Below are 21,031 nucleotides of genomic sequence, written 5' to 3'. Positions count from 1 at the left end.
TGCCACGGCAGTGATCGCCGCATCCGTCGTCGCGCCGCGCGACATGCGTGCGGGCGGATTCCGCGGCGGGCAGGGCAGGGAAACATGGGGCAGGCAATCCGGTCGACGAGCGGCGACCGCGTCAGGAGGAACGACATGGGCGTGGGCATGCAGATCGTCTGCGTCGGATTCGCGGGTTCCGCCGCGCTCGAAGGCGAGGCGGGGGCGCAGCTGGTGCGGCTCGAACGATTCCGCGCGCGGTTCGACGAATGCCTGCTGGCGATCGAGTCGCGCACGACCGGCGACGGCGGTCGGACCTACGACGTACGCCTCGAACTGCTCATGCATGATCGCGCGCCGACGGTGCTGCCGGGCAGCAGCGGCGACGACGTGAACGAGACGATACAGCGCGTGTTCGCGCAAGCCGAACAGGCGCTGTCCGCCTGGCAGGCCGGCGAACCCGAGGCGGTCGCGCTGCATGCGGCCACGACGGGCGCGGCCGCGCAATGACGCCGGCCGCGCGTCGGGCGTCAGACCTGCGCGAGCGCCTGCGCGTCGAGGATCCGCACGCGCTTGCCGCGCGTTTCGACGAGCGAATCCCGATGGAACCGCGAGAACATCCGGCTGACGGTCTCGAGCTTCATGCCGAGATAGCAGCCGATTTCCTCGCGCGTCATCCGCAGGTTGAATTCCGATGCCGAATAACCGCGCGCCTCGAAGCGCGCCGACAGGTTCAGCAGGAACTGCGCGACGCGCTGCTCGGCCGACATCGTGCCGAGCAGCAGCATCTGGCTCGATTCACGGACGATCTCGCTGCTCAGCATCTGGTAGAGGAAATGCTGCATCGGCTTCATCTCGCGGCACGCCGCCTCGAGCGCGCCGAACGGGATGATGCACACGACGCTGTCCTCGAGCGCGATCGCGTCGCAGCAGTGCTGGCCGCTGCCGATGCCGTCCATGCCGAGCGTTTCACCGGCGATCTGGAAGCCGGTCACGTGCTCGCGGCCGTCGCGATGCATCATCACCGTCTTGAACGAGCCCGCACGGACTGCATAGATGCTGTGGAACGGGTCGTCGATGCGGAACAGCGCGTCGCCCTGGCGAACCTGCCGGGTCGAGCAGATGATCGCGTCGAGGCGGCCGTACTCGTCCGCAGTCAGGTCGGGCGGCAGGCACATCGAGCGCATCGCGCAGCCCGAGCAGCGCGCGGCCGGGGTTTTGACGGCGTCGGTGCGCGCGACCGCACGAAGCGGAGTCGTTGGCCGAGGCGCGACGGGCGGGGCGGTGGCGCAGGCAGTGGCGGTAGACATGAGTCACTCCGGCTCGATCAGGGGTGGTGCGCGCGAGCGTGCACCAGGGATTCGATGACGCGGCATGCGGCGTCGAATTCGGCGGTCTTGTCGAAGAAATAATCGGCGCCGGCCGCCGCGCATGCCTCTCTGAATGCCGCCGCCGAGTGGTTCGTCAGCACGATCGTCACGACGCGCGGCGTGGCCTTCGACAGCATCCCGATCAGGTCGAGACCGCTGCCGTCCGCGAGCCGCAGGTCGACGATCACGACGTCCGCGTGGCTGCTGCGGATGTGCATCCACGCGTCCTGGCCGTCTTCCGCTTCGCCGACGACCGCGACGCCGCGGATCGCGCCGACGAGCAGCGCGATCCGTTGCCGGACGGCGATGGCGTGATCGACGAGAAACACCCTGAGCGCGACGGCGGGTGACAGGCTGGCATTCATGCCGGCAGTATCGTGTTGCGCCGCCAAAAATGAAATCGGCTGAACTGGAAGTTTGTGTAGGCCGCTTCGACGTGTTGTAGGGCGATTCCTACAACGCGTACGGGAAGGCGGCGGCGACGCCCGAGCCGCGCTGGCTGGCGTGCGTGGTGCAACCGGCAGGTTGCCGGTCGCCGCCGCCGTCGAATCAGCCGTGCCGGCGCGCGGCCAGCGCGTCGCGTGCCGTGCGGCACGCGGCCAGATCCCATGCGGCGCAGCCGACGGTCTTGAACAGCAGCGGGCCGCCGCGCGCGAAGGCGCCGCGCAGCACGTCGGCGAGCGACGCGACCTGCTGCCAGTCGACCTGCGCGACGATCAGGTCGCCGGCCTCGTGGCGCGCGCCGGCCGGATCGTCGACGACGAGCCGGCTGTGGCGCACGGTATCGGCGTCGATCTCGGCGGCATCCGCGGTGAACGCGCCGACCCCGACCACGAGGCGGCCTTCGCGTGCCGCTTCGCGATAGACGGGCGTGCGGCTCGTCGTCAGCGTGACGACGACATCGATCGCATCGGGAATCGCATCACCGTCGAGCGGCGCGAGCTGCGGCGCCTGAGCGCGGTGCGCGGCGCAGAACGCGGCCGCGCTGTCGGCGCGCGAGCCGCGCACGTGCAGGCGCGCGTCCGGAAAGATCGCCGCGAGCGCTTCCGCGTGATTGGCCGCCTGCTTGCCGGTGCCGATCAGCAGGATGTCACGCGGCGCGGCGCCGTGCAGCGCCTGGATGCCCAGCGCGGTAACGGCCGCCGTGCGGCGCCCGGTGACCGTCGGGCCGTCGAGCACGAAGCGCAGCTCGCCGGTCGTCGCATCGTATGCGCTCACCTGCCCGAGGATCGTCGGCAGCCCGCGCGCGCCGTTGCCGGGGCACACGTTCACGAGCTTGTGGCTCGCGAGGTCGCGCGCGCTCGACGGCATCGACAGCATCACGCCGCCGGCCTGCAGCGGCACGACCAGGCGTTCGGGACTGACGATCTCGCCCGCCGCGTATTCGTCGACGGTGTGCCTGAGCGTCGCGAGCAGCGCGGGGTAGTCGAGCAGCGCGGCCGTTTCGGCGGCGTCGAAAGAGGGAATCCGGGAGAGGGCGGTCATCGTGTCGGTCGGTTGGGGCGGTGGGCGTGGGAGACGGGCGCATCGCGCGCTCGCCACGGAGGCGGCCGGCTGTCGCGGTGGCAGGCGGTCTGGATCAAATCTATACCAGTTTCCGGCCACCGGGCAAGCCGGAAAAGCCAGCGGACGGCCGATTTTGGTTCTAATATCCGTCCAGATGGGCGTCGCGCGCACCGGCGCCGGTACCGCTCCGGTATAGTGCGACGCATTCCCGATCCCCCACCCGACCGGGCAGGAGCCCCAGATGATGTCCGCACGTCCCGAATCGCTCGAAGCCGGTTTCCGGCCGCTGCAGATCTACGAACAGGTCGCCGAAAGGATTCGCGACGAGATTCGCGCGGGGCGCTACGCGGCCGATTCCAGGCTGCCGTCGGAGCGCGAACTCGCGGCGCTGTTCCAGGTTGGCCGGCCGGCCGTGCGCGAGGCGCTGGGCGCGTTGCAGAACGAAGGGCTCGTGTTCACGAAGCGCAATTCGGGCACCTACGTCGTGCCGGCGCCGCTCGACGTACTCGCGCAGCGCGGCGACCCGGAAGGCGCGCCCGATGCCGACTTCAGCCCGACGTCGACGCTCGACGTGCGGCTCATCCTCGAGCCCGCGATCGCGCGCCTCGCGGCCGCGCACGGTCGCGCCGATCCCGTCGCCGAAGGCTATCTCGCACAGATGGAAACCGTCTCCGACATCGACGATCCGCAGCAGCGCGCGCTGTGGAACGAGAGCGACCGGCTGTTCCACCGGCAGCTCGCGCTGATGACCGGCGACGCGCTGATCGTGAAGATCGCGGACGAAGTCGCGAAGACGATGGACCAGCCGCTGTGGAAGCGGCTGAAGGACGACGGCATCTACGACGCGGGCCGCATCCGGCTCTACGTGTCCGAGCACCGGCTGATCTACGAGGCGATCGTGTCCGGCGACGCCGATGCGGCCGCGTTCTATGTCGAGCAGCACATTCTTCGCGTGCGTCGCGACATCACGCCGAAGTAATGCGCGCCGCCTTATTCTGGTCTAAAAAATGACCAGAATCGCAAAAAACTTTTTGAAATTGCTTGCATGGTGACCACATGTGTCCTACATTGGTTTCACACAAAACCAATCAGGAGACACCATGCGACACTTCGTTACCGCGCTCTCGGTGGCCGTTGCCGCCGGCGCGCTGAGCGCCGCGCACGCGCAGGAAGTCGTGATGATCGGCCATTCCGCGCCGCTCACCGGCCCGCAGGCCGCGAACGGCAAGGACAATGAAAACGGCGCGCGCCTCGCCGTCGACGAGCTCAACAAGGCGGGCGTGAAGGTGGCCGGCAAGACGGTCACGTTCAAGCTGGTGTCGGACGACGACCAGGCCGACCCGAAAGCGGGCGTGCAGGTCGCGCAGAACCTGGTCGACAAGGGCGTGGTCGCGGTGCTCGGGCCGTACAACTCGGGCGTCGCCATCCCGGCATCGCGTGTGTACAGCAACGCAGGCGTCCCGATGCTGCCGGTCGCGTCGAACCCGGCACTCACGCGGCAGGGCTTCAAGAACATCTTCCGGATCGGCGCGAGCGACGAACAGCTCGGCGGCACGATGGCGACCTTCGCCGCGAAGACGCTGAACGCGAAAACCGCCGCGGTCATCGACGATCGCACCGCGTACGGGCAGGGCGTCGCCGAGCAGTTCATGAACGTCGCGAAGGCGAACGGGATCAAGATCGTCGACCAGGAGTACACGAACTCGTCGGCCACCGATTTCCTCGGCATTCTCACCAAGATCAAGGCCAGCAATCCCGACGTGATCTTCCTCGGCGGCTATGCGGCGCAGGGCGCGCCGATGGCGAAGCAGATGAAGCAGCGCGGCTTGCGCGCGAAGCTGCTCGGCGGCGACGGCATCTGCTCGGCCGACATGGGCAAGGTCGCGGGCGAGGCCGCGTCGATCGTCTATTGCGCGCAGGGCGGCGTCGCGCTCGAGAAGACGCCAGCCGGCCGCGAATTCCTGAAGAAGTACCACGACACCTATCACACGGATACGCAGGTCTACGGCGTCAACTACTACGACGGCATGAAGCTGCTCGCCGACGCGATGGTCAAGGCCGGCACGACCACCGACAAGGCGAAGCTGATCGCGCAGCTGGCGAAGTCGAACTATGCGGGCGTCGCGGGCACCTATTCGTTCGACGAACACGGCGACCTGAAGGGCGCGCCGACCAGCGTCTACGTGATCCGCAACGGGCTGCCCGAACCGTACGCGAAGTAAAACCGTTACCGGAACGACGGCGCCGGTGCGCCGTCGTTCGTCTTCACGCATTCGATCTTCATGAAAATTTCCCGATCCCTTTCCACCGTCGAAGTCCATACCGGCGGCGAAGCGTTCCGCATCGTCACGAGCGGGTTGCCGCGCCTGCCCGGCGACACGATCGTCCAGCGCCGCGCATGGCTCAAGGAGAACGCGGACGAGATCCGCCGCGCGCTGATGTTCGAGCCGCGCGGCCACGCCGACATGTACGGCGGCTACCTGACCGAGCCGGTGTCGCCGAACGCGGATTTCGGCGTGATCTTCGTGCACAACGAAGGCTACAGCGACCATTGCGGGCACGGCGTGATCGCGCTGTCGACCGCCGCGGTCGAGCTCGGCTGGGTGCAGCGCACGGTGCCGGAGACGCGCGTCGGCATCGACGCGCCCTGCGGCTTCATCGAGGCGTTCGTGAAATGGGACGGCGAGCACGCGGGGCCGGTGCGCTTCGTCAACGTGCCGTCGTTCATCTGGCAGCGCGACGTGTCGGTCGACACGCCGTCGTTCGGCACCGTGACCGGCGACATCGCGTATGGCGGCGCGTTCTATTTCTACGTCGACGGCGCGCCGTTCGACCTGCCGGTGCGCGAGGCGGCCGTGGAGAAGCTGATCCGCTTCGGCGCCGAAGTGAAAGCCGCCGCGAACGCGAAATATCCGGTCGTGCATCCGGAGATTCCGGAGATCAACCATATCTACGGCACGATCATCGCGAACGCGCCGCGCCATCCGGGCTCGACGCAGGCAAATTGCTGCGTGTTCGCGGATCGCGAGGTCGACCGCTCGCCGACCGGCTCCGGCACCGGCGGCCGCGTCGCGCAGTTGTACCTGCGCGGCCGGCTCGCGGCCGGCGACACGCTCGTCAACGAGTCGATCGTCGGCACCGTGTTCAAGGGGCGCGTGCTGCGCGAGACGACGGTCGGCGACATCCCGGCCGTGATCCCGGAAGTGGAGGGCAGCGCGCACATCTGCGGATTCGCGAACTGGATCGTCGACGAGCGCGATCCGCTGACCTACGGTTTTCTCGTGCGCTGAGCAGCGGCGCACGGCACCGTTGTACCAGGCTTGGCGCGCGGCCCCGTTGCGGGGCGCGCGCCTTTTTTTGTTGTAAAAACGCACGCCCGGACGCCGTTCGCGCAGGCCCGGGACGGCCGCCGGCCGGTGGGCCGCGCGAGTTTTGGTACGATGCAGCCTTTCCAGCAGATCCCCCACCCGCGTGAATCGCCGAAACGTGTCGTCAGTGCGTGACCTCAGTGCCAAATGGGTCGCGCGCGCCCAACCCGTCGCGGCCGCTGCCGCCGTGCTCGTCAAGCGTGTCCTGGCCAGCGCCTGGCACCATCTCCGTCATCCGACGCGCCGCGGCGTGCTGCGCGCGGCTGCCGCCGTGCCCGCGCTGTTCCTGCTGTACGTGCTGGTGCTGATTCCGTTCACGCCGGGCATCGGCGACATCCGCAAGGCGCGCGTCGACCAGCCGGCGCAGGTGCTGTCCGCCGACGGCAAGGTGCTGGCGGAATTCAAGCCGTCGAACCGCGAATGGGTGTCGCTCAAGCAGATCTCGCCGCACATGGTCGACGCGCTGATCGCCACCGAGGACCATCGTTTCTACGAGCATCACGGTCTCGACTGGAAGCGCACGGCGTCGGCCGCGCTCCATACGTTCTCGGGCAGCCGCCAGGGCGGCTCGACGATCACGCAACAGCTCGCGCGCAACCTGTATCCGGACGAGATCGGCCGCGCGCCGACGCTCACGCGCAAGATGAAGGAGGCGATCACCGCGCTGAAGATCGAGGCCGTCTACAGCAAGGACCAGATCCTCGAGACCTACCTGAACACGGTGCCGTTCCTGTACAACGCGTACGGCGTCGAGATGGCCGCGCGCACCTATTTCGACAAGTCGGCCGACGAGCTCGACGTGCTCGACAGCGCGACGCTCGTCGGGATGCTGAAGGGCAACAGCTACTACAACCCGGTGCTGAATCCCGAGCGCGCGCTGCAGCGGCGCAACACGGTGCTCGGCCAGATGGTGAAGTACGGCAAGCTGTCGCCGGCGCAGTTCGCGCAGTTGCAGCGCCGGCCGCTGCGCATCGACTTCGAGCGCCAGAAGGAGCCGCCGGGGCCCGCGCCGCACTTCGCGCAGCAACTGCGCAAATGGCTGATCGGCTGGGCCGACCGCAACGACTACAACATCTATTCGGACGGGCTGATCGTGCGCACCACGATCGATTCGCGTCTGCAGCAGATGGCGACCCAGGCGCTGACGCTGCAGGCGAATCAGCTGCAGGGCATCGCGAACAATGCGTGGAGCGGCCGCGACGGCTGCGGCACCGACAACGAGGTGTTCCGCACCTTCATGCGCGAGTCGCCCGAATACAAGGCCGCGCAGGACGCCGGCAAGAACGATGCGGCCGCGATGAAGCAGCTCGCCGCCGACCGCGGCTTCATGCGCGCGCTGTGCAAGGCGAAGACCGACGTGCAGGCCGGCTTCGTCGCGATCGATCCGCGCGACGGGCAGATTCGCGCGTGGGTCGGCAGCCGCGACTTCACGAACGAGCCGTTCGATCACGTCGCGCAGGCGCGGCGTCAGCCGGGCTCGACCTTCAAGCCGTTCGTCTATGGCGTCGCGTTCGCGAACGGGATGAAGCCGGACGACACCTTCATCGACCAGGCGGTCGAGATTCCGCTGAAGGGCGGCGAGATCTGGCGGCCGAGCGACGACGCGCCGCCGACGGGCAAGCCGATGACGCTGCGCGACGCGGTCGCGCTGTCGCGCAACCGGATCACCGCGCAGGTGATGGAGAAGGTCGGTCCGGCGGCCGTGGCGCGGTTCGCGCGCGACATGGGCGTGCGCGAAAGCCCGCTCGAGCGCGTGCCGTCGCTTGCGCTCGGCACGAGCCCCGTGACGCTGAAGGAGATGGTCGCGTCGTACGCGACGATCGCGAACGGCGGGCTGTACGTCGAGCCGCAAATGGTGACGCGCATCGAGAACCGCCGGGGCGAGGTGCTCGCCGAATACGCGCCGGCGCCGCCCGAGCGCGCGCTCGACGCCGAAACCGACAAGACGCTGCTCGACGTGATGCGCGGCGTCGTGACGCGCGGCACCGGCAGCAGCATCCGTACGCGCTTCGGCATTCGCGGCGACGTGGCCGGCAAGACCGGCACCACGCAGGACAACGCGGACGGCTGGTTCATCCTGATGCAGCCCGGGCTGGTGGCCGGCGCGTGGGTCGGTTTCGACGACGGCCGCGTGACGCTGCGCAGCGACTACTGGGGGCAAGGCGCGCACAGCGCGCTGCCGATCGTCGGCGACTTCTTCCAGCGCGCGCAACGCGCCCGGATCGTCGACACGAAGCTGAAATTCGACACCGAACCGTCGCCCGGCTGGTTCGCTTCGGTGCGTGAACGGGTGACGGACCTGGTCGACGGCTGGTTCGGGCCCGAGCCGAAGCAGGCGGCGGCGCCCGTCAGGACGCAGCGTATCGAGCGCGAGCCGGAGGCGGATGCAGCCGCGGCGTCGGCCGCATCCGGCGCGTCGGCGCCCGAGGCGGCATCCGGCGGCATCGTCGAGGAATGGGTGCCCGCGTCCGAGGTGGCGGCGTCGGCCGCTGCGTTGTCGGCGTCGCAACCGCCGGTCGCGCAGCCGGCGGCGGCGGGCGGCAATGCGACGAGCCCGGGCAACGCCGGTGGCGGCCTCGGCTCCGCCCCGGCCGTCGCGCCTTCCGCAACGCCGGCGCCGACACCGGCTTCACCCGACGCGACCAGCGGTTCGGAGTAACGAGCCGTTCAGATTTCGCGCGAGGCTGCCGTAATAACGTTGTCACGACAGCTCGCGCGGTCGCTCCGCGCCTTTCCGATGCGGCTCATCACCGATCACGTCGCGCTCGCGCGCGATGACATCTCCGCCGGCGTCCCGCTCCGCTTCGATCTCTACGATGCCGGCGGCGCCGCGCTGCTGCCCGCCGGCACGACGCTGCGCGATCCCGCGCAGCATGACTTCCTGTTCGATCACTTCCGGCCCGTGCGCCGGCGCGATGACGCCGAGCCTGCCGCGCCGGCGCACGACACCGTGCCGGCGGCCACGCGCATGGGGCTGTCGGCCGGCGCCGCGATCGGCATCCGGCGGCGGGTCGGCGCGACCCGCGTGCTGCAGCGCTGCCGGTTGATCGGGGTCGGCGCATCGGGCGCGCTGTTCGTCGAGCCGCAGCCGGCGGTCGTGCTCGAGTTTGCCCGCGGCGACGACGTCGAGGCGGTCGCGATCGGCCGGTCGGCCGTGTCGCGCTTCGGTGCGACGGTCGAAGCGGTGCAGGCGACGGGCGCCGCGCCGTTCATGGTGCTGTCGCCGCCGGGCTTCGTCGACCGGTTGCGCACGCGCGCGGAGCCGCGCGTGCCGGTACGGATCGCGGCCCGCTGCACCGGCGGGCCGGCGCAGGCCGACGGCATCGGGATCGTGCGCGATCTCAGCCTGAACGGACTGTCGATCGCGCTCGACCGGCCGCTCGCGGCGGCCGGCGAGCCGTTGCGCGTGCAGTTGCCGTATGCGGACGAGGACCGTGTCGCGCTGCTGACGCTCGACGGGACGGTGCGTGCGGTGCATGCCGATCCGGCCGGGTCGGGCTGGACGCTTCACCACGCGGCGTTCGACGAAGTCGCTGCCGCCGACCGGATGCGCCTCAAGGCGCTGCTGTTCGACCTGTCGTCGGGGGCGGTGGAGGCGGAGCAGGTCCGCTGAGGTGTCGAACGGAGAAGCGGGGCAAACGTGGCAACCTCTGGGCGGTCGTCCACGGCCCGGTGAATCGATCCGCACCGCGCGAGCCGGGCGAGAGCGCGCAGAGCCTATTGGCTGCGGATGCGGCCATAATCATCTGATGATTCGATCGAATGCGCGGCAATTGTACGGTTTCGGTCAACAGTGAATTTGCGATTTAAGTATTTACCCTGATAGCCGTGCCGCCTAGACTTTCACTCATGCGCAACGACTACCCAGTCCGAAGCGCCTGACAAGACAAATCTGGAGGTAACGCATCATGAAATCGCTGATCAAGGCAGTTGCACTGGCCGCTCTGGTGGCCGCACCGGTCGTCTCGTTCGCTCAATCGAACCAGCAGCCGCTGACGCGCGCGCAAGTGCGTGCCGAACTGGCCCAGCTGGAAAAGGCCGGCTACAACCCGAACGACTGGATCAACTATCCGGAAAACATCCAGGCCGCACAGGCGAAGATCGCGGCAGCCCAGAACACCGGTGCGCAGGCTGATGCAACGGGCTACGGCGCGAACCCGGCGGCGACGTCGCAGTCGGGCCAGCGCGTGACCGTGCCGGCCGCAGCTGATCGTTCGTCGGTGTACTTCGGTCACTGAGCTTGTCGCGCCGCGGCGGCCTTTGCGACCGCCAGCGAAGCCGCAATAAAAAAACCCGCACTCGGCTCGAGGGCGGGTTTTTTTCATTGGGGCACGACGGCGTTCCCCTCTCGATCATCAGGAGGACGCGGGAGTCGGTCCCGTGCCAAACCCTGTCGAATGCGATGCCTGACAGGGATCTTTTCACGTTGCATCGGTAGAGTAAGATTCCTGCGGAATGGACGAGACGGCTTCAATCAACGGGAAAGCGATGCGCTTGTATTCGGTCAGCGGAACGGTATCAAATTTGCGCTACTCGATCGAGAAGTATTCGCCATCGAAGTTGCGCAAGTTCGAGGAAAGGGCAACGGAGCTCGCTCCTGTGTTGCTTGCGTCCATTGGCGAAGGCGGTATGGCACTAGCCAGTGCAACGGTGCACGATTCCGACCGAAATTGCCCCGAACCGGCCGAAGGCTACTGGATCGAGATGGAGGTCGGCGGGCGAGCGCTCAAAGGCTGGTTCGACACTCTCTCGTTCGAGAATGGCGGGCATGTGGACGCTGTTTTCGATAAAAGCGGATTGCTGATGGCGGTCAATAATCCGCAGGCGAGACTGGTCGTATTCAGGCCGCCTTGCCCTGAAGGCCTGAAACCCGTTTTCAACAAGTCCATGCTTTACGTTTGCCTCGGGGTGACTTTGTTTTTATTTTTTGGACAAGCCGTACTTTATGCATTCGCACTGCCCGCTTGGGGCGAGTTTTTCGAGTTGATGCCGTTCGTGCTGATAATGTCGGCGCTGGTTGTGGCTCTGCTGGTGTTGCTGGCCTACCGGGACGAATTGATTAGCGGGCGTCGCACCAGAAAGATCCTCAAACTGCTCGGCCTGTCGGGTAGTGTGAGCGCGTTGAAGGCGGAACGCATCGGAACCGGCTACGCGTACCGTTACTGACCGCTTTTGTCCGCACCGCCGAACGGCGCTTGAACCATTGATTTCGGTGCGTGCACCGTCGTTCCGTCAAACGAATCCCACGCTTCAGTCCGACACCCGCTGACAACCGTTTGCGCGTGCGCTAGCATCGCGATCGGTGTCGCCGTGGCGCAGCGGCCGATGCGCGACCAACCCGGCATCACGTTCCACGACTTCAACGAAAACAAACAGGAGCATCCATGCGTGTCTTGACCGGTCTGCTGTGCGCGCTGGCGCTGACGGCGAACCTTGCCCACGCACAGGCGAATTGCGCGGACGCGACGGATCAGGCGGCGATGACGGCATGTGCCGATCGCGCGTACAAGAAATCCGACGCGGAGCTGAACCGCACCTACCAGGCTGTCACCGCGCGCCTGCGCGATGCGAAGCCGCTCGCAGAGAAACTCGTGAACGCGCAGCGCGCGTGGATCGCCTACCGCGATGCCGAATGCAACTTCTCCAGCGCGAATGCCGAAGGCGGCAGCGCCTATCCGATGGTCGTGTCGACGTGCCTCGACGATCTGACCAAGACCCGCACCGAGACGCTGAAGGGCTATCTGTCCTGCGAGGAAGGCGATCTCGCGTGCCCGGTGCCGGCGAAGTAACGGCTGCGCGACGTCCGGCCAGCTTCTAGCGCACATCACTCGGCCGTCATGGTTCGCCGGCCCGTTCGCCTAGACGTCGTCCGTTTCGTCGAGCAGCTTGTGCCGCAGCGCGTAGCGGACCAGCGCCGCTTCGTGCGGCATCTGCATCTTTTCCAGGATCCGGGTCTTGTAGGTGCTGACCGTCTTCGCGCTGACGCACAGCGCCTGCGCGATCTCGGTCAGCGTCTGCCCGGCGGCGATGCGGCGGAACACGTCGAACTCGCGATCGGACAGCCGCTGGTGCGGCAGCGTCTCGGCCGGCTCGTTCAGGCTCTGCGCGAACTGTTCGGCCATCGCGAGGCTCACGTAGACGCCGCCCGACGCCACCTTGGTCACCGCGCCGACCAGTTCGGCGCTCGCGCTTTCCTTGGTCAGATAACCCGACGCACCGGCGCGGAACGCACGCACCGCGTATTGCTGTTCCGCGTGCATGGTCAGCACGAGCACGCGCAGCGCGGGCTTCTCGTCCTTGATCTGCTTGATCAGTTCGACGCCGTTGCGGCCCGGCATCGACAGGTCGAGCACCAGCACCTGCGCAGGCGTCGACCGGATGAGCGCGATCGTCGACGCTCCGTCGCATGCTTCGCCGGCCACTTCGAATCCGGTGGCGTTCTGGAGGATGTGCCGCAGACCGTCGCGCACGAGCGTATGGTCGTCGGCGATGAGCACCTTGATCATGTGAGGGTGGTTTCCTGTTGTACGGAACCGAGCGGGAATGCGACGGTAATCGAGAAGCCGCGCGCGAGCGCGGTGTCGATCGTCACGCTGCCGCCCAGCATGTGTGCGCGTTCGCGAATGCCGATCAGGCCGAAAGATTTGTCCTCATGGGCGGTGCCGACCGGTGCCGCGCCGCGGCCGTTGTCCGCGACGCGCAGCACGCAGAAGCCTTCCTCGATGTCGAGGCGCAGCGCGACGCGCGTCGCGTCCGCATGGCGCGCGACATTCGTCAGCGCTTCCTGGACGATCCGGAACAGCGTGGTCGCCCCCGCGCTGGTGAACGTGAGGCCGCCCGTTTCGATGTGGCGCTCGACGTCGATGCCGTAGCGGTTCGTGAAGTCGTTCGCGAGCCACTCGATCGCCGGCACGAGGCCGAGATCGTCGAGCATCACGGGGCGCAGGTCGGCCGCGATGCGCCGCACCGACGCGACGGTCGCGTCGATCAGCCGGCGCATGCCCTGCAGGTGCGACAGCACGCCGACTTCGGGTTGCGCATGCTCTGGCGTGCGCAGTTGCTGCTCGATGACCGACAGGTCCATCTTCAGCGCGGTGAGTTGCTGGCCGAGGTCGTCGTGCAGTTCGCGCGCGATGCGGGTTTTTTCCTCCTCGCGCACGTTCTGCAGGTTCGCCGAGAGTTCGCGCAGTTCCTGGCGCGACTGCTTCAGCGCATTCTCGGCGCGCTGCCGCTCGGTGATGTCGCGCAGCATCACCGTATAGAGCTTGCCCGACGCATCGCGGATCTGCGAGATCGACGCCTCGATCGGGAACTCCTCGCCGTTGCCGCGCAGCCCGAACAGCACGCGCTGGCGGCCCATCTGCCGCTCGGACACGCCCGTCACGCCGAACTGGTCGACGTGCTTCGCATGCGCGGCACGAAACCGCTCGGGGATGAAGCGCGACAGCGGCGCGCCGATCGCTTCCATCGCCGACACGCCGAAGACCTGTTCGGCCATCGGGTTGAAGATCACCACCGTCTGCTTCTCGTCGATCGTGATGATCGCTTCCATCGACGAACGGATGATGCCCATCATCCGCGCCTCGTTCAGGATGCCGCGGCTGCTGGCGCCCGTATCGGCGTGGCCGGCGCGGCCGCGCAGCAGCGCATGGACGAGCGCCGCGAACGCGAACGACGCAATCAGCCCCGCGGCGAGCACCGTGCCGGCCGCGCGCTGCGCGCCGGTCGCGCTCGGGCGGCCGTCCGCGGAATAGGCGAGCTTCAGCACGGTTCCGCCGAAATTCAGCTGGTCGGTGCGCCGCATCAGGTCGGGTGACGCGGAGGCTTCGTCGGTCGTCGTCTCGGCGCTCGCGATCGGGTGCGGATCGTCGCCCGCGCTCATCCGAAGGTCGAGCCCGCGTTCCGCGTCGAGCGCGCGCTCGACCAGGCGATTCGGGCTCACTTCCGCGAACAGCACGCCGTCCGCGCCGGCGTCATGGGCGACGGCCGTGCGCGACGAAGCCGTCGCGGGGACGAACAGCGTGAGGGTGCGCGCATCGCGGGACGTATCGTTGTCGGCCGGATGGATGCCGAGCGCGATATCGCCGGTCCGCAGCGCGTGCGCCAGCGGAGCCTGGTCCGGCGCGCCGAAGCGCACGCCGGCCGAGCTCGATGCCGGCGCAACGAGCGTGGCCACCGCGAGCGGGCCGGCTGGTATCGGCGCGTGGCCGGCGAGGGCGCTGCGCGCCGCGGTCGACAGCGGCGCATAGCCGAGCTGCCGGATCGGCGAGCGCCCGCTGTCGAGATCGAGCGTGTCGGCATACCGGCGCCATTGCTCGGCGGTGATCTGCGGCGCAAGCGCGAATGCGCCGCGCGCGCTTTCGAGCACGGCGACGCTGCCTTGCAGCTCGTGGCGCAGCATCGCCGTCACGTGCGTCGTGCGGCGTTCGAAGCGCGTATGGACGGCGCCTTGCCACTGCTCGCGCACGAGCAGCGCGACGCCGAGCGACAGCGCCGCGCCGGCGAACAGCGTAACGACGCCAGCCGCGAGCGGCTGGCGTAACATGATCTGGAAACGCGCGGGCCCTCGGGCGTCACGCGACGGGGTTCCACTGGCGGTGGTCATTCGATGGCCATTCTGGTGTCGGGGCCGCCCGTGGCACGCGGGCAGCGCGGCAAAACCGGGAAAAACCGGGAAAAACTCGCACCGGCCGCGTGCGACGTCTATTTTCAAGATGAAATTGTGCGCGTTTTACGCGTTTTTTGTAATAGGGTCAGCTAAAAATGAGATAGCCGGGCGGTGTAGCGGGCGTCCCGGCCGCATTTGACGCGCGTCAACGGGCGCGTCGGCACGTGGGGCAGACTGTTCGGCAGGCGAGCCGGCATCGGGCCGGCTTGCGGTGACGGGGACGCCGTATGCGCGATGCGCGACGGGTGCCCGGTCGGAGGGTGGACCATGTACAAGCGGATTTTCGTCGGGCTCGATGGCAGCCCGAGTGCGCGTCTCGCGCTGAACGAGGCAATCCGGATCGCGGCGGCATCCGGCGGCGAGGTCACGTGCGCGTATGTCGTCGAGCACCGGCCGCAGCTCGTCGACGTCGATGCGGGATTTGCGGCCGAACGCGATGGCGACGCGGCGGCAACCGCTGCGGCGACGCCCGTGCTCGACGACGCGAAAGCGGCGCTCGCGCAGCGGCAAGTGGCGGGCACCGTACGCGCGATCGACGCGTACGGCGAGGATGTTGCCGCAGTGCTGATGCGCACGGCGGCCGAGGTCGGCGCGGATCTGATCGTGATGGGGACGAGCGGGCGCCACGGCCTGCGCCGGCTGCTGCTCGGCAGTGTCGCGGAATCGCTGCTGCGCGCGGCCGACCGGCCCGTGCTGCTGGTGCGGCACGACGAGCCGGCCGCGGCGGCGACCGCGTGACGGGGCGGTACGGCACCGACGCGTGAGCGGCGGCGGGCAGGGGCTGCCGCGCGGGCGCCGGCGTGATGTGGGTTCGACGGTGCGCCGGTTGCATCGTGGCCTGCACTTCTGGCAGCATCGACCGGCGTTCGCTTCATCGTCGCGCGCCGCGTTCCGCGCGCGACCCGGTCGCCGCGTGCATGGCCGCGGCGATCGACGCAGCGGCACGCGACGCCGGTCGATCGCATCGTCGATCGGACGGGCCGCGCGTTGCGTGTCCGGTTCACTCCTTCATCGACGTCATCCGCCATGCCGATCTCCGCCGCCGACGTGATTCAACAGTTCGATCTGCAACCGCACCCCGAGGGCGGCTATTTCCGAGAAACCTACCGCGCGGCCGATACGGTCGTGCGTCCGGCCGACGGCGCGTCGCGTGCGGCGTCGACCGCGATCTATTACCTGTTGTGCGAGGGCGCGTATTCGTCGTGGCACCGGATCCGTTCCGACGAGGTCTGGCATTTCTACGCGGGCGATCCGCTCGAAGTGTGGGTGCTCGACGAGCGCGACGGCCTGACGATCCACCGGCTCGGCAACCCGCTCACGCACCCGGGCACCGTATTCCAGGCGGTCGTGCCGGCCGGGCGCTGGTTCGGCGCGCGCTGCGCGTCGCCGGAGCACGTCGCGCTCGTCGGCTGCACGGTTGCGCCGGGGTTCGAGTTTGCGGAATTCGAACTCGCGGACGCGACGGCGCTGGCCGCCGCATTCCCCGAGTATGCGGAATACGTCGCGGGGCTCGCGCAGCGCTCCGACGCATGAGTGTGCCGGCGGCCATGCCGGCCGCACCGAGCCGCCTTCGACGGCAGCCGTTCCGCGCGGCCGCGGCCAAACCCGTTTAGAATGCACGGTGGTGCAGGATCGGCCGCGGAGGTGCCGCGGCGATCGCTGCTTGCCGTATCGACGGCCGCCCCCGTCGCACGGACCGCATGTCTTCCAGGAGCGCCGCCGTGTGGCACTTTCCCATCGCGATTCCCTCGTCGCTCGGCCCGTGGGCCGTGTTCGCGAGCGTACTGATCACGCAGCTCGGCGTGCCGGTGCCGGCCGTGCCGATGCTGATCCTCGGCGGTACGATGGCGGCGATGGGGCAGGCGTCCTGGGCGAGCATGTTCGTGGCGGCGATCGGCGCGGCGATGCTCGCCGATTCGCTGTGGTTCTTCATGGGCCGCACGCGCGGCCGGCGCTTGCTGAACGGGCTCGTGCGATTCTCGCTGTCGCTCGACACGACGCTGCGCTTCGCGCGTAATGTATTTGAAAGATACGGCGCGCCGCTGCTCGTCCTCTCCAAATTCCTCCCTGGCCTCGGCCTCGTGTCGGCGCCGCTGCTCGGCACGACCGCGATCGGCGTCGGCGTGTTCCTGTTCTGGGATCTGGCCGGCGCGTCGCTGTGGGCCGCGTTCTGGCTCATCGGCGGCGCGGCCGTGCACGACCAGATCGTCCAGTTCGTGCTGTGGGTGCGCGCGAGCGGCGGCACGATCCTCGACGCGTTCCTCGCGATCTTCATCACGTTCCTGTTGTACCGCTGGGTGCGCCGCGTGCAGTTCCGCCGCTACCTCGCGCAAGTGCGCATCTCCCCGCCGCAACTCGTCGAGATGATGACGTCGAACGAGCCGCCGCTGATCTTCGATGCGCGGCCGCGCGCGATTCGCGAACGCGAGCCGTACCGGATTGCCGGTGCGGTGCCGGTCGATCTCGATTCGCCGGACCTGCTGGATCCGGAGCTGCTGAAGCGGCCGATCGTCGTGTATTGCGTGTGCCCGAACGAGGCGACCGCGAAGCGCCTGATCGCGAAGATGCAGCGCAAGAAGATGCTGCACAACATCAAGGCGCTGAAGGGCGGCCTCGACGCGTGGGAGAAGCACGGCTATCCGGTCGAGCCGCTGCCGGCCGATCTCGATTCATCGAGGTATTTCGTGCGGCCGGAACATGCGGCGCTCGCAGGCGAATATACGGTGCGCGCGACGTTGTCGAAGTGAGTCGTGCGCGGGATTCCGTTCATGACGGAAAGTGTCCGAAGCGTGCACCCAATTCGTGTGTGGTCCCGAACAGCCCAAGCGGATCAGTCCCTTTGCCAACACGTCGTGAAGGTGGAATAAATCTGCAGGGGCATACGCGGGATGCGCGTCGATCAGCCGGCCTTTCTGGGTTCTTTCTTTTTGTCGCGGCTCGCAGACCAGATGCTGCTCTTTCTGGTGCCGCTCGTCGTCTTTCAGGTCACTCGGAAAGCGACGTGGTCCGGGCTCGCCTTTTTCGTCGAGGCGTTCCCGCGATTCATCGCCTTTCCGGTCTGTGGCGCACTGAGCGACCGTGTGTCACCGATCCGCGTGCTGCGAGCGAGCCAGACCAGCCGGGCCGTCGCTTGCGTGATCGGCATCGCCGGCTATGTCGCCTGGAGCGGAATCGGATGGCTGATCGCATTGTCCGCCGTATGCGGCGCACTCACGAGCCAAGGTCTCGTCGCTCGTGAGGTGTTGCTGCCGCAGATCTTTCCGCAGCAGCGCTTCGAAAAAGTGTTGTCCTATACGCAGCTCGCCGATCAGTTGGGCGTCGTGCTTGGACCGATCGTCGCGGCGGCGCTGCTTGGGTATCGCGACTGGGAGTGGGCTGTCGCTTCCGCGGCGCTGCTGTTTGTCTCGGCGGATTTGCTGGCATTCGTCTGGCAACGGACCAGCACGGCACGCGTTGCGCCTCCGGAACACCCGGTGGGGCCGTGGTATGCACCGTTCGGTGTGGCGCTGAAGCATGTCGTCACGCTGCCGGGGCTGTTGCGGCTGATCCTGCTCGCAGCGGCGGAAAACCTCGTGATCGGGACGACACTTGCGACGTCGGCTGCGATGGTCACCGGTGCGTTTCGGCAGTCCGGCGGTTTCTATGCCGGACTGCAGGTCACGGGTGCCGTCGCGACAGTCGCGGTCCTGCTGTTCGTCGCGCGTATCGAGGTGGCGCGCGAGCGGCTCGGCATCGTCGCATTCGTCGCGATCGCGGCTGGCGGCCTCGCGATGGGCATGGCCGGTTCGATTGCGATGTACGTCGCCGGTTTCCTTTTGGTCATCGGTTTCGACAAGATGTTCAACGTGTACATACGCAGCGCCCGGCAGGCCATCATTCCCCCTCGGGACTATGGCAAGACGACGGGCGTCATCGTCCTGCTGAATAACGCGACGCAGCCGCTTGCCGGGCTGCTTGTGGGGCTCTTTTCCGGTCACGGGCGCGTTGCGCTCGTCGTGACGCTGACCTCGATCGGCATGGCGATACTGGGTGGCGTGGTCATTGCCGTTGGCGCCGGCCGGCCGCGAGCGACTGCGCGCGTTTCGGACTGACGCGGCGGTACCGCAAGGAATACGGCGCTGGCGACGCGAAACCGGTGTTCGGCGTGGTGCGAGATGAAGTCGCTGCATTCCCGGACGTGATCGTGACCGGGGCGGGGCAGGCGCTCGAACCCGGATGCGGGGCGATCGTAATCTCGCTGCATCGACCGGATCGAGCCTGACGGGTATCGACAGGGTCGACAGTCCGGCCGTTATCGAAGTAAATCGTGCGCGGGATGCCGCGCACGTGCCGATTTCGCCTCCGATCTCACGCTTCCCGTTTCCGGGAAAATCGGCTGGCGCGAAACATCCGATTATTCTTATAATCCCGCCTGCATATTGCGTGCGCTTGATTGCGCACATTCGACGCGCGTTCGTTCGCGCCGAAAGCGATTGATCCCATTGCCGCCCGCCACGCGCACAGCCTTGTCGCGCGGGCCGCACGGGCGTATTCCGTGAAAGGCCAGATCCGTTTTTCCGGATTGTTCCGGAAAATACCGATAATCAACGGTAATTCCAATCGGAGTGACGCAGTATCCGCAGCGTTTTTCATCCGGAAAACGGCGGCGGGGATTTTTCGTTTTCGGTTTGCCGGTATCGGCATGAACGGTCGCGCATTGACATCGACAATGACGGCGGCCCGTTCGCGGCTGCCAGGAGACGGACTTGAAACAACCAGAAGACCAGCTGCACCGCGGGCTGGAAGAGCGGCACATCAACCTGATGGCGCTCGGCGCGACGATCGGCGTCGGCCTGTTCCTCGGCTCGGCCGCCGCGATCCGCACGGCCGGCCCGGCCATCCTGCTGACCTACCTGCTGGGCGGCATCGCGATTTTCCTGATCATGCGCGCGCTCGGCGAAATGGCGATCACCAATCCGGTCGCCGGCGCCTTCAGCCGCTATGCGCGCGACTACCTCGGCCCGCTCGCGGGCTACCTGACCGGCTGGACCTACTGGTTCGTGTGGATCGTCACCTGCATGGCGGAAATCACCGCGGTGGGCGTCTACATGCACATGTGGTTCCCCGGCGTGCCGAACTGGATCTGGGCGCTCGCGGCGCTCACGGCGATGGGCGCGGTGAACTTCATCGCGGTCAAGCTGTACGGCGAATTCGAGTTCTGGTTCGCGCTGATCAAGATCGTCACGATCGTGCTGATGATCGTCGGCGGCGGCCTCATGATCGCGTTCGGCATCGGTAACGGCGGCGTCGCGACGGGCATCTCGAACCTGTGGGCCCACGGCGGCTTCATGCCGAACGGCATCGACGGCGTGATCGGCGCGCTGCCGATCGTGATGTTCGCGTATCTCGGCGTCGAGATGCTCGGCCTCACGGCCGGCGAGGCGCGCAATCCGGAGAAGTCGCTGACGAAGGCGGTGAACTCGGTGTTCTGGCGCGTGCTGATCTTCTACATCGGCGCGCTGTTCGTGATCATGTCGCTCTATCCGTGGGACCAGATCGGCACGCAGGGCAGCCCGTTCGTGATGACGTTCTCGCGGCTCGGGATCCCGGCCGCCGCCGGCATCATCAACTTCGTCGTGTTGACCGCGGCGCTGTCGTCGTGCAACAGCGGCCTGTTCAGCACGGCGCGGATGCTCTACAACCTCGCGCAGCAGGGCCAGGCGCCGGCCATGCTCGGCCGCGTGAATCGCAACGGCGTGCCGGTGTACGGCGTAGCCGTGTCGGTCGCGCTGCTGCTGATCGGCGTGCTGCTCAACTATCTCGCGCCGCAGCACGTGTTCACGTGGCTGACGTCGGTGTCGACGTTCGGTGCGATCTGGACGTGGTGCGTGATCCTGATCGCGCAGATGCGCTTTCGCCGCACGCTGTCGGCCGACAGGATCGCGCGCCTGCCGATCCGCGTGCCGTTCTATCCGCTCGGCTCGTTCGTCGCACTCGGGTTTCTCGCGCTGGTCGTCGTGCTGATGGCGTTCTCGCCGGATACGCGCGTCGCGCTCGTGATCGGCCCGGTCTGGATCGTGCTGCTCGGCATCGCATACGCGGTGTTCCATGCGAACCGGGCGAGCGCGCCCGCGTCGACGAAGTCGTAAGCCAAGCGGCCG

At 67.6% G+C, this 21,031-nt stretch carries 19 protein-coding genes; 14 read left to right on the top strand and 5 right to left on the bottom strand.

The features are described from left to right. Nucleotides 1-135: 135 nt before the first annotated feature. On the top strand, nucleotides 136-489 hold the full coding sequence (locus tag DID98_RS00780; RefSeq protein ID WP_124485073.1) for a metal ABC transporter ATPase: 354 nt from the start codon (nucleotides 136-138) through the stop codon (nucleotides 487-489). 20 nt (nucleotides 490-509) lie between these two features. On the opposite strand, the gene DID98_RS00775 is transcribed toward DID98_RS00780, so the two are convergent. The 3 genes from DID98_RS00775 to lhpI form a co-directional block, all read right to left on the bottom strand. After that, nucleotides 510-1,289: a helix-turn-helix domain-containing protein gene (locus DID98_RS00775; RefSeq protein ID WP_044843072.1), complete on the bottom strand. Its 780-nt coding sequence runs from the start codon at nucleotides 1,287-1,289 to the stop codon at nucleotides 510-512. A 17-nt stretch (nucleotides 1,290-1,306) separates the two neighbouring features. After that, complete coding sequence (locus DID98_RS00770; protein ID WP_124484869.1) at nucleotides 1,307-1,714, bottom strand: response regulator transcription factor; 408 nt, start codon at nucleotides 1,712-1,714, stop codon at nucleotides 1,307-1,309. Nucleotides 1,715-1,898: 184 nt separating this feature from the next. Then, entirely contained in the window at nucleotides 1,899-2,834 is a 936-nt protein-coding gene (gene lhpI / locus DID98_RS00765; RefSeq protein WP_124519589.1) for a bifunctional Delta(1)-pyrroline-2-carboxylate/Delta(1)-piperideine-2-carboxylate reductase, read from the bottom strand. A 262-nt stretch (nucleotides 2,835-3,096) separates the two neighbouring features. Between lhpI and DID98_RS00760 the strand changes: the two genes are divergently transcribed. From DID98_RS00760 to DID98_RS00725, 8 genes are all read left to right on the top strand, one after another. Next, nucleotides 3,097-3,834, top strand: a complete 738-nt coding sequence (locus DID98_RS00760) for a FadR/GntR family transcriptional regulator (RefSeq protein WP_124484867.1) — start codon at nucleotides 3,097-3,099, stop codon at nucleotides 3,832-3,834. A 121-nt stretch (nucleotides 3,835-3,955) separates the two neighbouring features. Further along, entirely contained in the window at nucleotides 3,956-5,077 is a 1,122-nt protein-coding gene (locus DID98_RS00755; RefSeq protein WP_124519484.1) for a branched-chain amino acid ABC transporter substrate-binding protein, read from the top strand. Between the two features lie 60 nt (nucleotides 5,078-5,137). Continuing rightward, nucleotides 5,138-6,145, top strand: coding sequence for a trans-3-hydroxy-L-proline dehydratase (gene lhpH, locus DID98_RS00750; RefSeq protein WP_124484865.1), 1,008 nt, complete (start codon nucleotides 5,138-5,140; stop codon nucleotides 6,143-6,145). A 196-nt stretch (nucleotides 6,146-6,341) separates the two neighbouring features. Continuing rightward, a complete protein-coding gene (locus DID98_RS00745; protein ID WP_185500284.1) occupies nucleotides 6,342-8,882 on the top strand; it encodes a penicillin-binding protein 1A in 2,541 nt (846 codons plus the stop codon). Between the two features lie 78 nt (nucleotides 8,883-8,960). Continuing rightward, nucleotides 8,961-9,836, top strand: coding sequence for a PilZ domain-containing protein (locus tag DID98_RS00740; protein ID WP_124519585.1), 876 nt, complete (start codon nucleotides 8,961-8,963; stop codon nucleotides 9,834-9,836). A 295-nt stretch (nucleotides 9,837-10,131) separates the two neighbouring features. Beyond that, entirely contained in the window at nucleotides 10,132-10,461 is a 330-nt protein-coding gene (locus DID98_RS00735) for a DUF4148 domain-containing protein (RefSeq protein WP_124484862.1), read from the top strand. 217 nt (nucleotides 10,462-10,678) lie between these two features. After that, nucleotides 10,679-11,389 (top strand): hypothetical protein, encoded by a 711-nt coding sequence (locus DID98_RS00730; protein ID WP_124519584.1) that lies wholly within the window; start codon nucleotides 10,679-10,681, stop codon nucleotides 11,387-11,389. Nucleotides 11,390-11,607: 218 nt separating this feature from the next. Further along, entirely contained in the window at nucleotides 11,608-12,012 is a 405-nt protein-coding gene (locus DID98_RS00725; protein ID WP_124484861.1) for a lysozyme inhibitor LprI family protein, read from the top strand. Between the two features lie 69 nt (nucleotides 12,013-12,081). Here DID98_RS00725 and DID98_RS00720 read toward each other — a convergent pair whose 3' ends face one another. Both DID98_RS00720 and DID98_RS00715 read right to left on the bottom strand, forming a co-directional pair. Beyond that, a complete protein-coding gene (locus DID98_RS00720; protein WP_124484860.1) occupies nucleotides 12,082-12,729 on the bottom strand; it encodes a response regulator transcription factor in 648 nt (215 codons plus the stop codon). Then, nucleotides 12,726-14,768 carry a PAS domain S-box protein gene (locus DID98_RS00715; RefSeq protein ID WP_124519582.1) on the bottom strand — a complete coding sequence of 681 codons (2,043 nt, stop codon included), beginning with the start codon at nucleotides 14,766-14,768 and terminating at the stop codon, nucleotides 12,726-12,728. The genes DID98_RS00720 and DID98_RS00715 overlap by 4 nt, the downstream gene beginning before the upstream one ends. Before the next feature lie 390 nt (nucleotides 14,769-15,158). Between DID98_RS00715 and DID98_RS00710 the strand changes: the two genes are divergently transcribed. The 5 genes from DID98_RS00710 (at nucleotide 15,159) to DID98_RS00685 (ending at nucleotide 21,019) form a co-directional block, all read left to right on the top strand. Beyond that, nucleotides 15,159-15,629: a universal stress protein gene (locus DID98_RS00710; protein WP_124484858.1), complete on the top strand. Its 471-nt coding sequence runs from the start codon at nucleotides 15,159-15,161 to the stop codon at nucleotides 15,627-15,629. A 288-nt stretch (nucleotides 15,630-15,917) separates the two neighbouring features. Continuing rightward, nucleotides 15,918-16,424, top strand: a complete 507-nt coding sequence (locus tag DID98_RS00705; protein WP_124519580.1) for a cupin domain-containing protein — start codon at nucleotides 15,918-15,920, stop codon at nucleotides 16,422-16,424. Nucleotides 16,425-16,612: 188 nt separating this feature from the next. Next, nucleotides 16,613-17,638, top strand: a complete 1,026-nt coding sequence (locus tag DID98_RS00700; RefSeq protein ID WP_124519578.1) for a DedA family protein/thiosulfate sulfurtransferase GlpE — start codon at nucleotides 16,613-16,615, stop codon at nucleotides 17,636-17,638. A gap of 141 nt (nucleotides 17,639-17,779) precedes the next feature. Continuing rightward, the gene (locus DID98_RS00695) at nucleotides 17,780-18,982 is read left to right on the top strand and encodes an MFS transporter (protein WP_124519576.1); all 1,203 of its coding nucleotides are present in this window, start codon (nucleotides 17,780-17,782) and stop codon (nucleotides 18,980-18,982) included. Nucleotides 18,983-19,636: 654 nt separating this feature from the next. Further along, complete coding sequence (locus DID98_RS00685) at nucleotides 19,637-21,019, top strand: amino acid permease (RefSeq protein WP_124519477.1); 1,383 nt, start codon at nucleotides 19,637-19,639, stop codon at nucleotides 21,017-21,019. Nucleotides 21,020-21,031: the final 12 nt, after the last annotated feature.

The sequence above is a fragment of the Burkholderia sp. Bp8984 genome (assembly GCF_003853755.1).
Classification (GTDB): domain Bacteria; phylum Pseudomonadota; class Gammaproteobacteria; order Burkholderiales; family Burkholderiaceae; genus Burkholderia.
Note: the sequence above shows the minus strand (reverse complement) of the source record. Positions and strands in the feature narration are given on the sequence as shown.

Coding starts and splice junctions, on each gene's coding strand:
- DID98_RS00775 (WP_044843072.1), bottom strand. CDS start 1,289: ATGTCTACCGCCACTGCCTGCGCCACCGCCCCGCCCGTCGCGCCTCGG.
- DID98_RS00780 (WP_124485073.1), top strand. CDS start 136: ATGGGCGTGGGCATGCAGATCGTCTGCGTCGGATTCGCGGGTTCCGCC.
- DID98_RS00695 (WP_124519576.1), top strand. CDS start 17,780: ATGCGCGTCGATCAGCCGGCCTTTCTGGGTTCTTTCTTTTTGTCGCGG.
- lhpH (WP_124484865.1), top strand. CDS start 5,138: ATGAAAATTTCCCGATCCCTTTCCACCGTCGAAGTCCATACCGGCGGC.
- DID98_RS00705 (WP_124519580.1), top strand. CDS start 15,918: ATGCCGATCTCCGCCGCCGACGTGATTCAACAGTTCGATCTGCAACCG.
- DID98_RS00710 (WP_124484858.1), top strand. CDS start 15,159: ATGTACAAGCGGATTTTCGTCGGGCTCGATGGCAGCCCGAGTGCGCGT.
- DID98_RS00770 (WP_124484869.1), bottom strand. CDS start 1,714: ATGAATGCCAGCCTGTCACCCGCCGTCGCGCTCAGGGTGTTTCTCGTC.
- DID98_RS00725 (WP_124484861.1), top strand. CDS start 11,608: ATGCGTGTCTTGACCGGTCTGCTGTGCGCGCTGGCGCTGACGGCGAAC.
- DID98_RS00730 (WP_124519584.1), top strand. CDS start 10,679: ATGGACGAGACGGCTTCAATCAACGGGAAAGCGATGCGCTTGTATTCG.
- DID98_RS00740 (WP_124519585.1), top strand. CDS start 8,961: ATGCGGCTCATCACCGATCACGTCGCGCTCGCGCGCGATGACATCTCC.
- DID98_RS00755 (WP_124519484.1), top strand. CDS start 3,956: ATGCGACACTTCGTTACCGCGCTCTCGGTGGCCGTTGCCGCCGGCGCG.
- lhpI (WP_124519589.1), bottom strand. CDS start 2,834: ATGACCGCCCTCTCCCGGATTCCCTCTTTCGACGCCGCCGAAACGGCC.
- DID98_RS00760 (WP_124484867.1), top strand. CDS start 3,097: ATGATGTCCGCACGTCCCGAATCGCTCGAAGCCGGTTTCCGGCCGCTG.
- DID98_RS00735 (WP_124484862.1), top strand. CDS start 10,132: ATGAAATCGCTGATCAAGGCAGTTGCACTGGCCGCTCTGGTGGCCGCA.
- DID98_RS00715 (WP_124519582.1), bottom strand. CDS start 14,768: ATGTTACGCCAGCCGCTCGCGGCTGGCGTCGTTACGCTGTTCGCCGGC.
- DID98_RS00720 (WP_124484860.1), bottom strand. CDS start 12,729: ATGATCAAGGTGCTCATCGCCGACGACCATACGCTCGTGCGCGACGGT.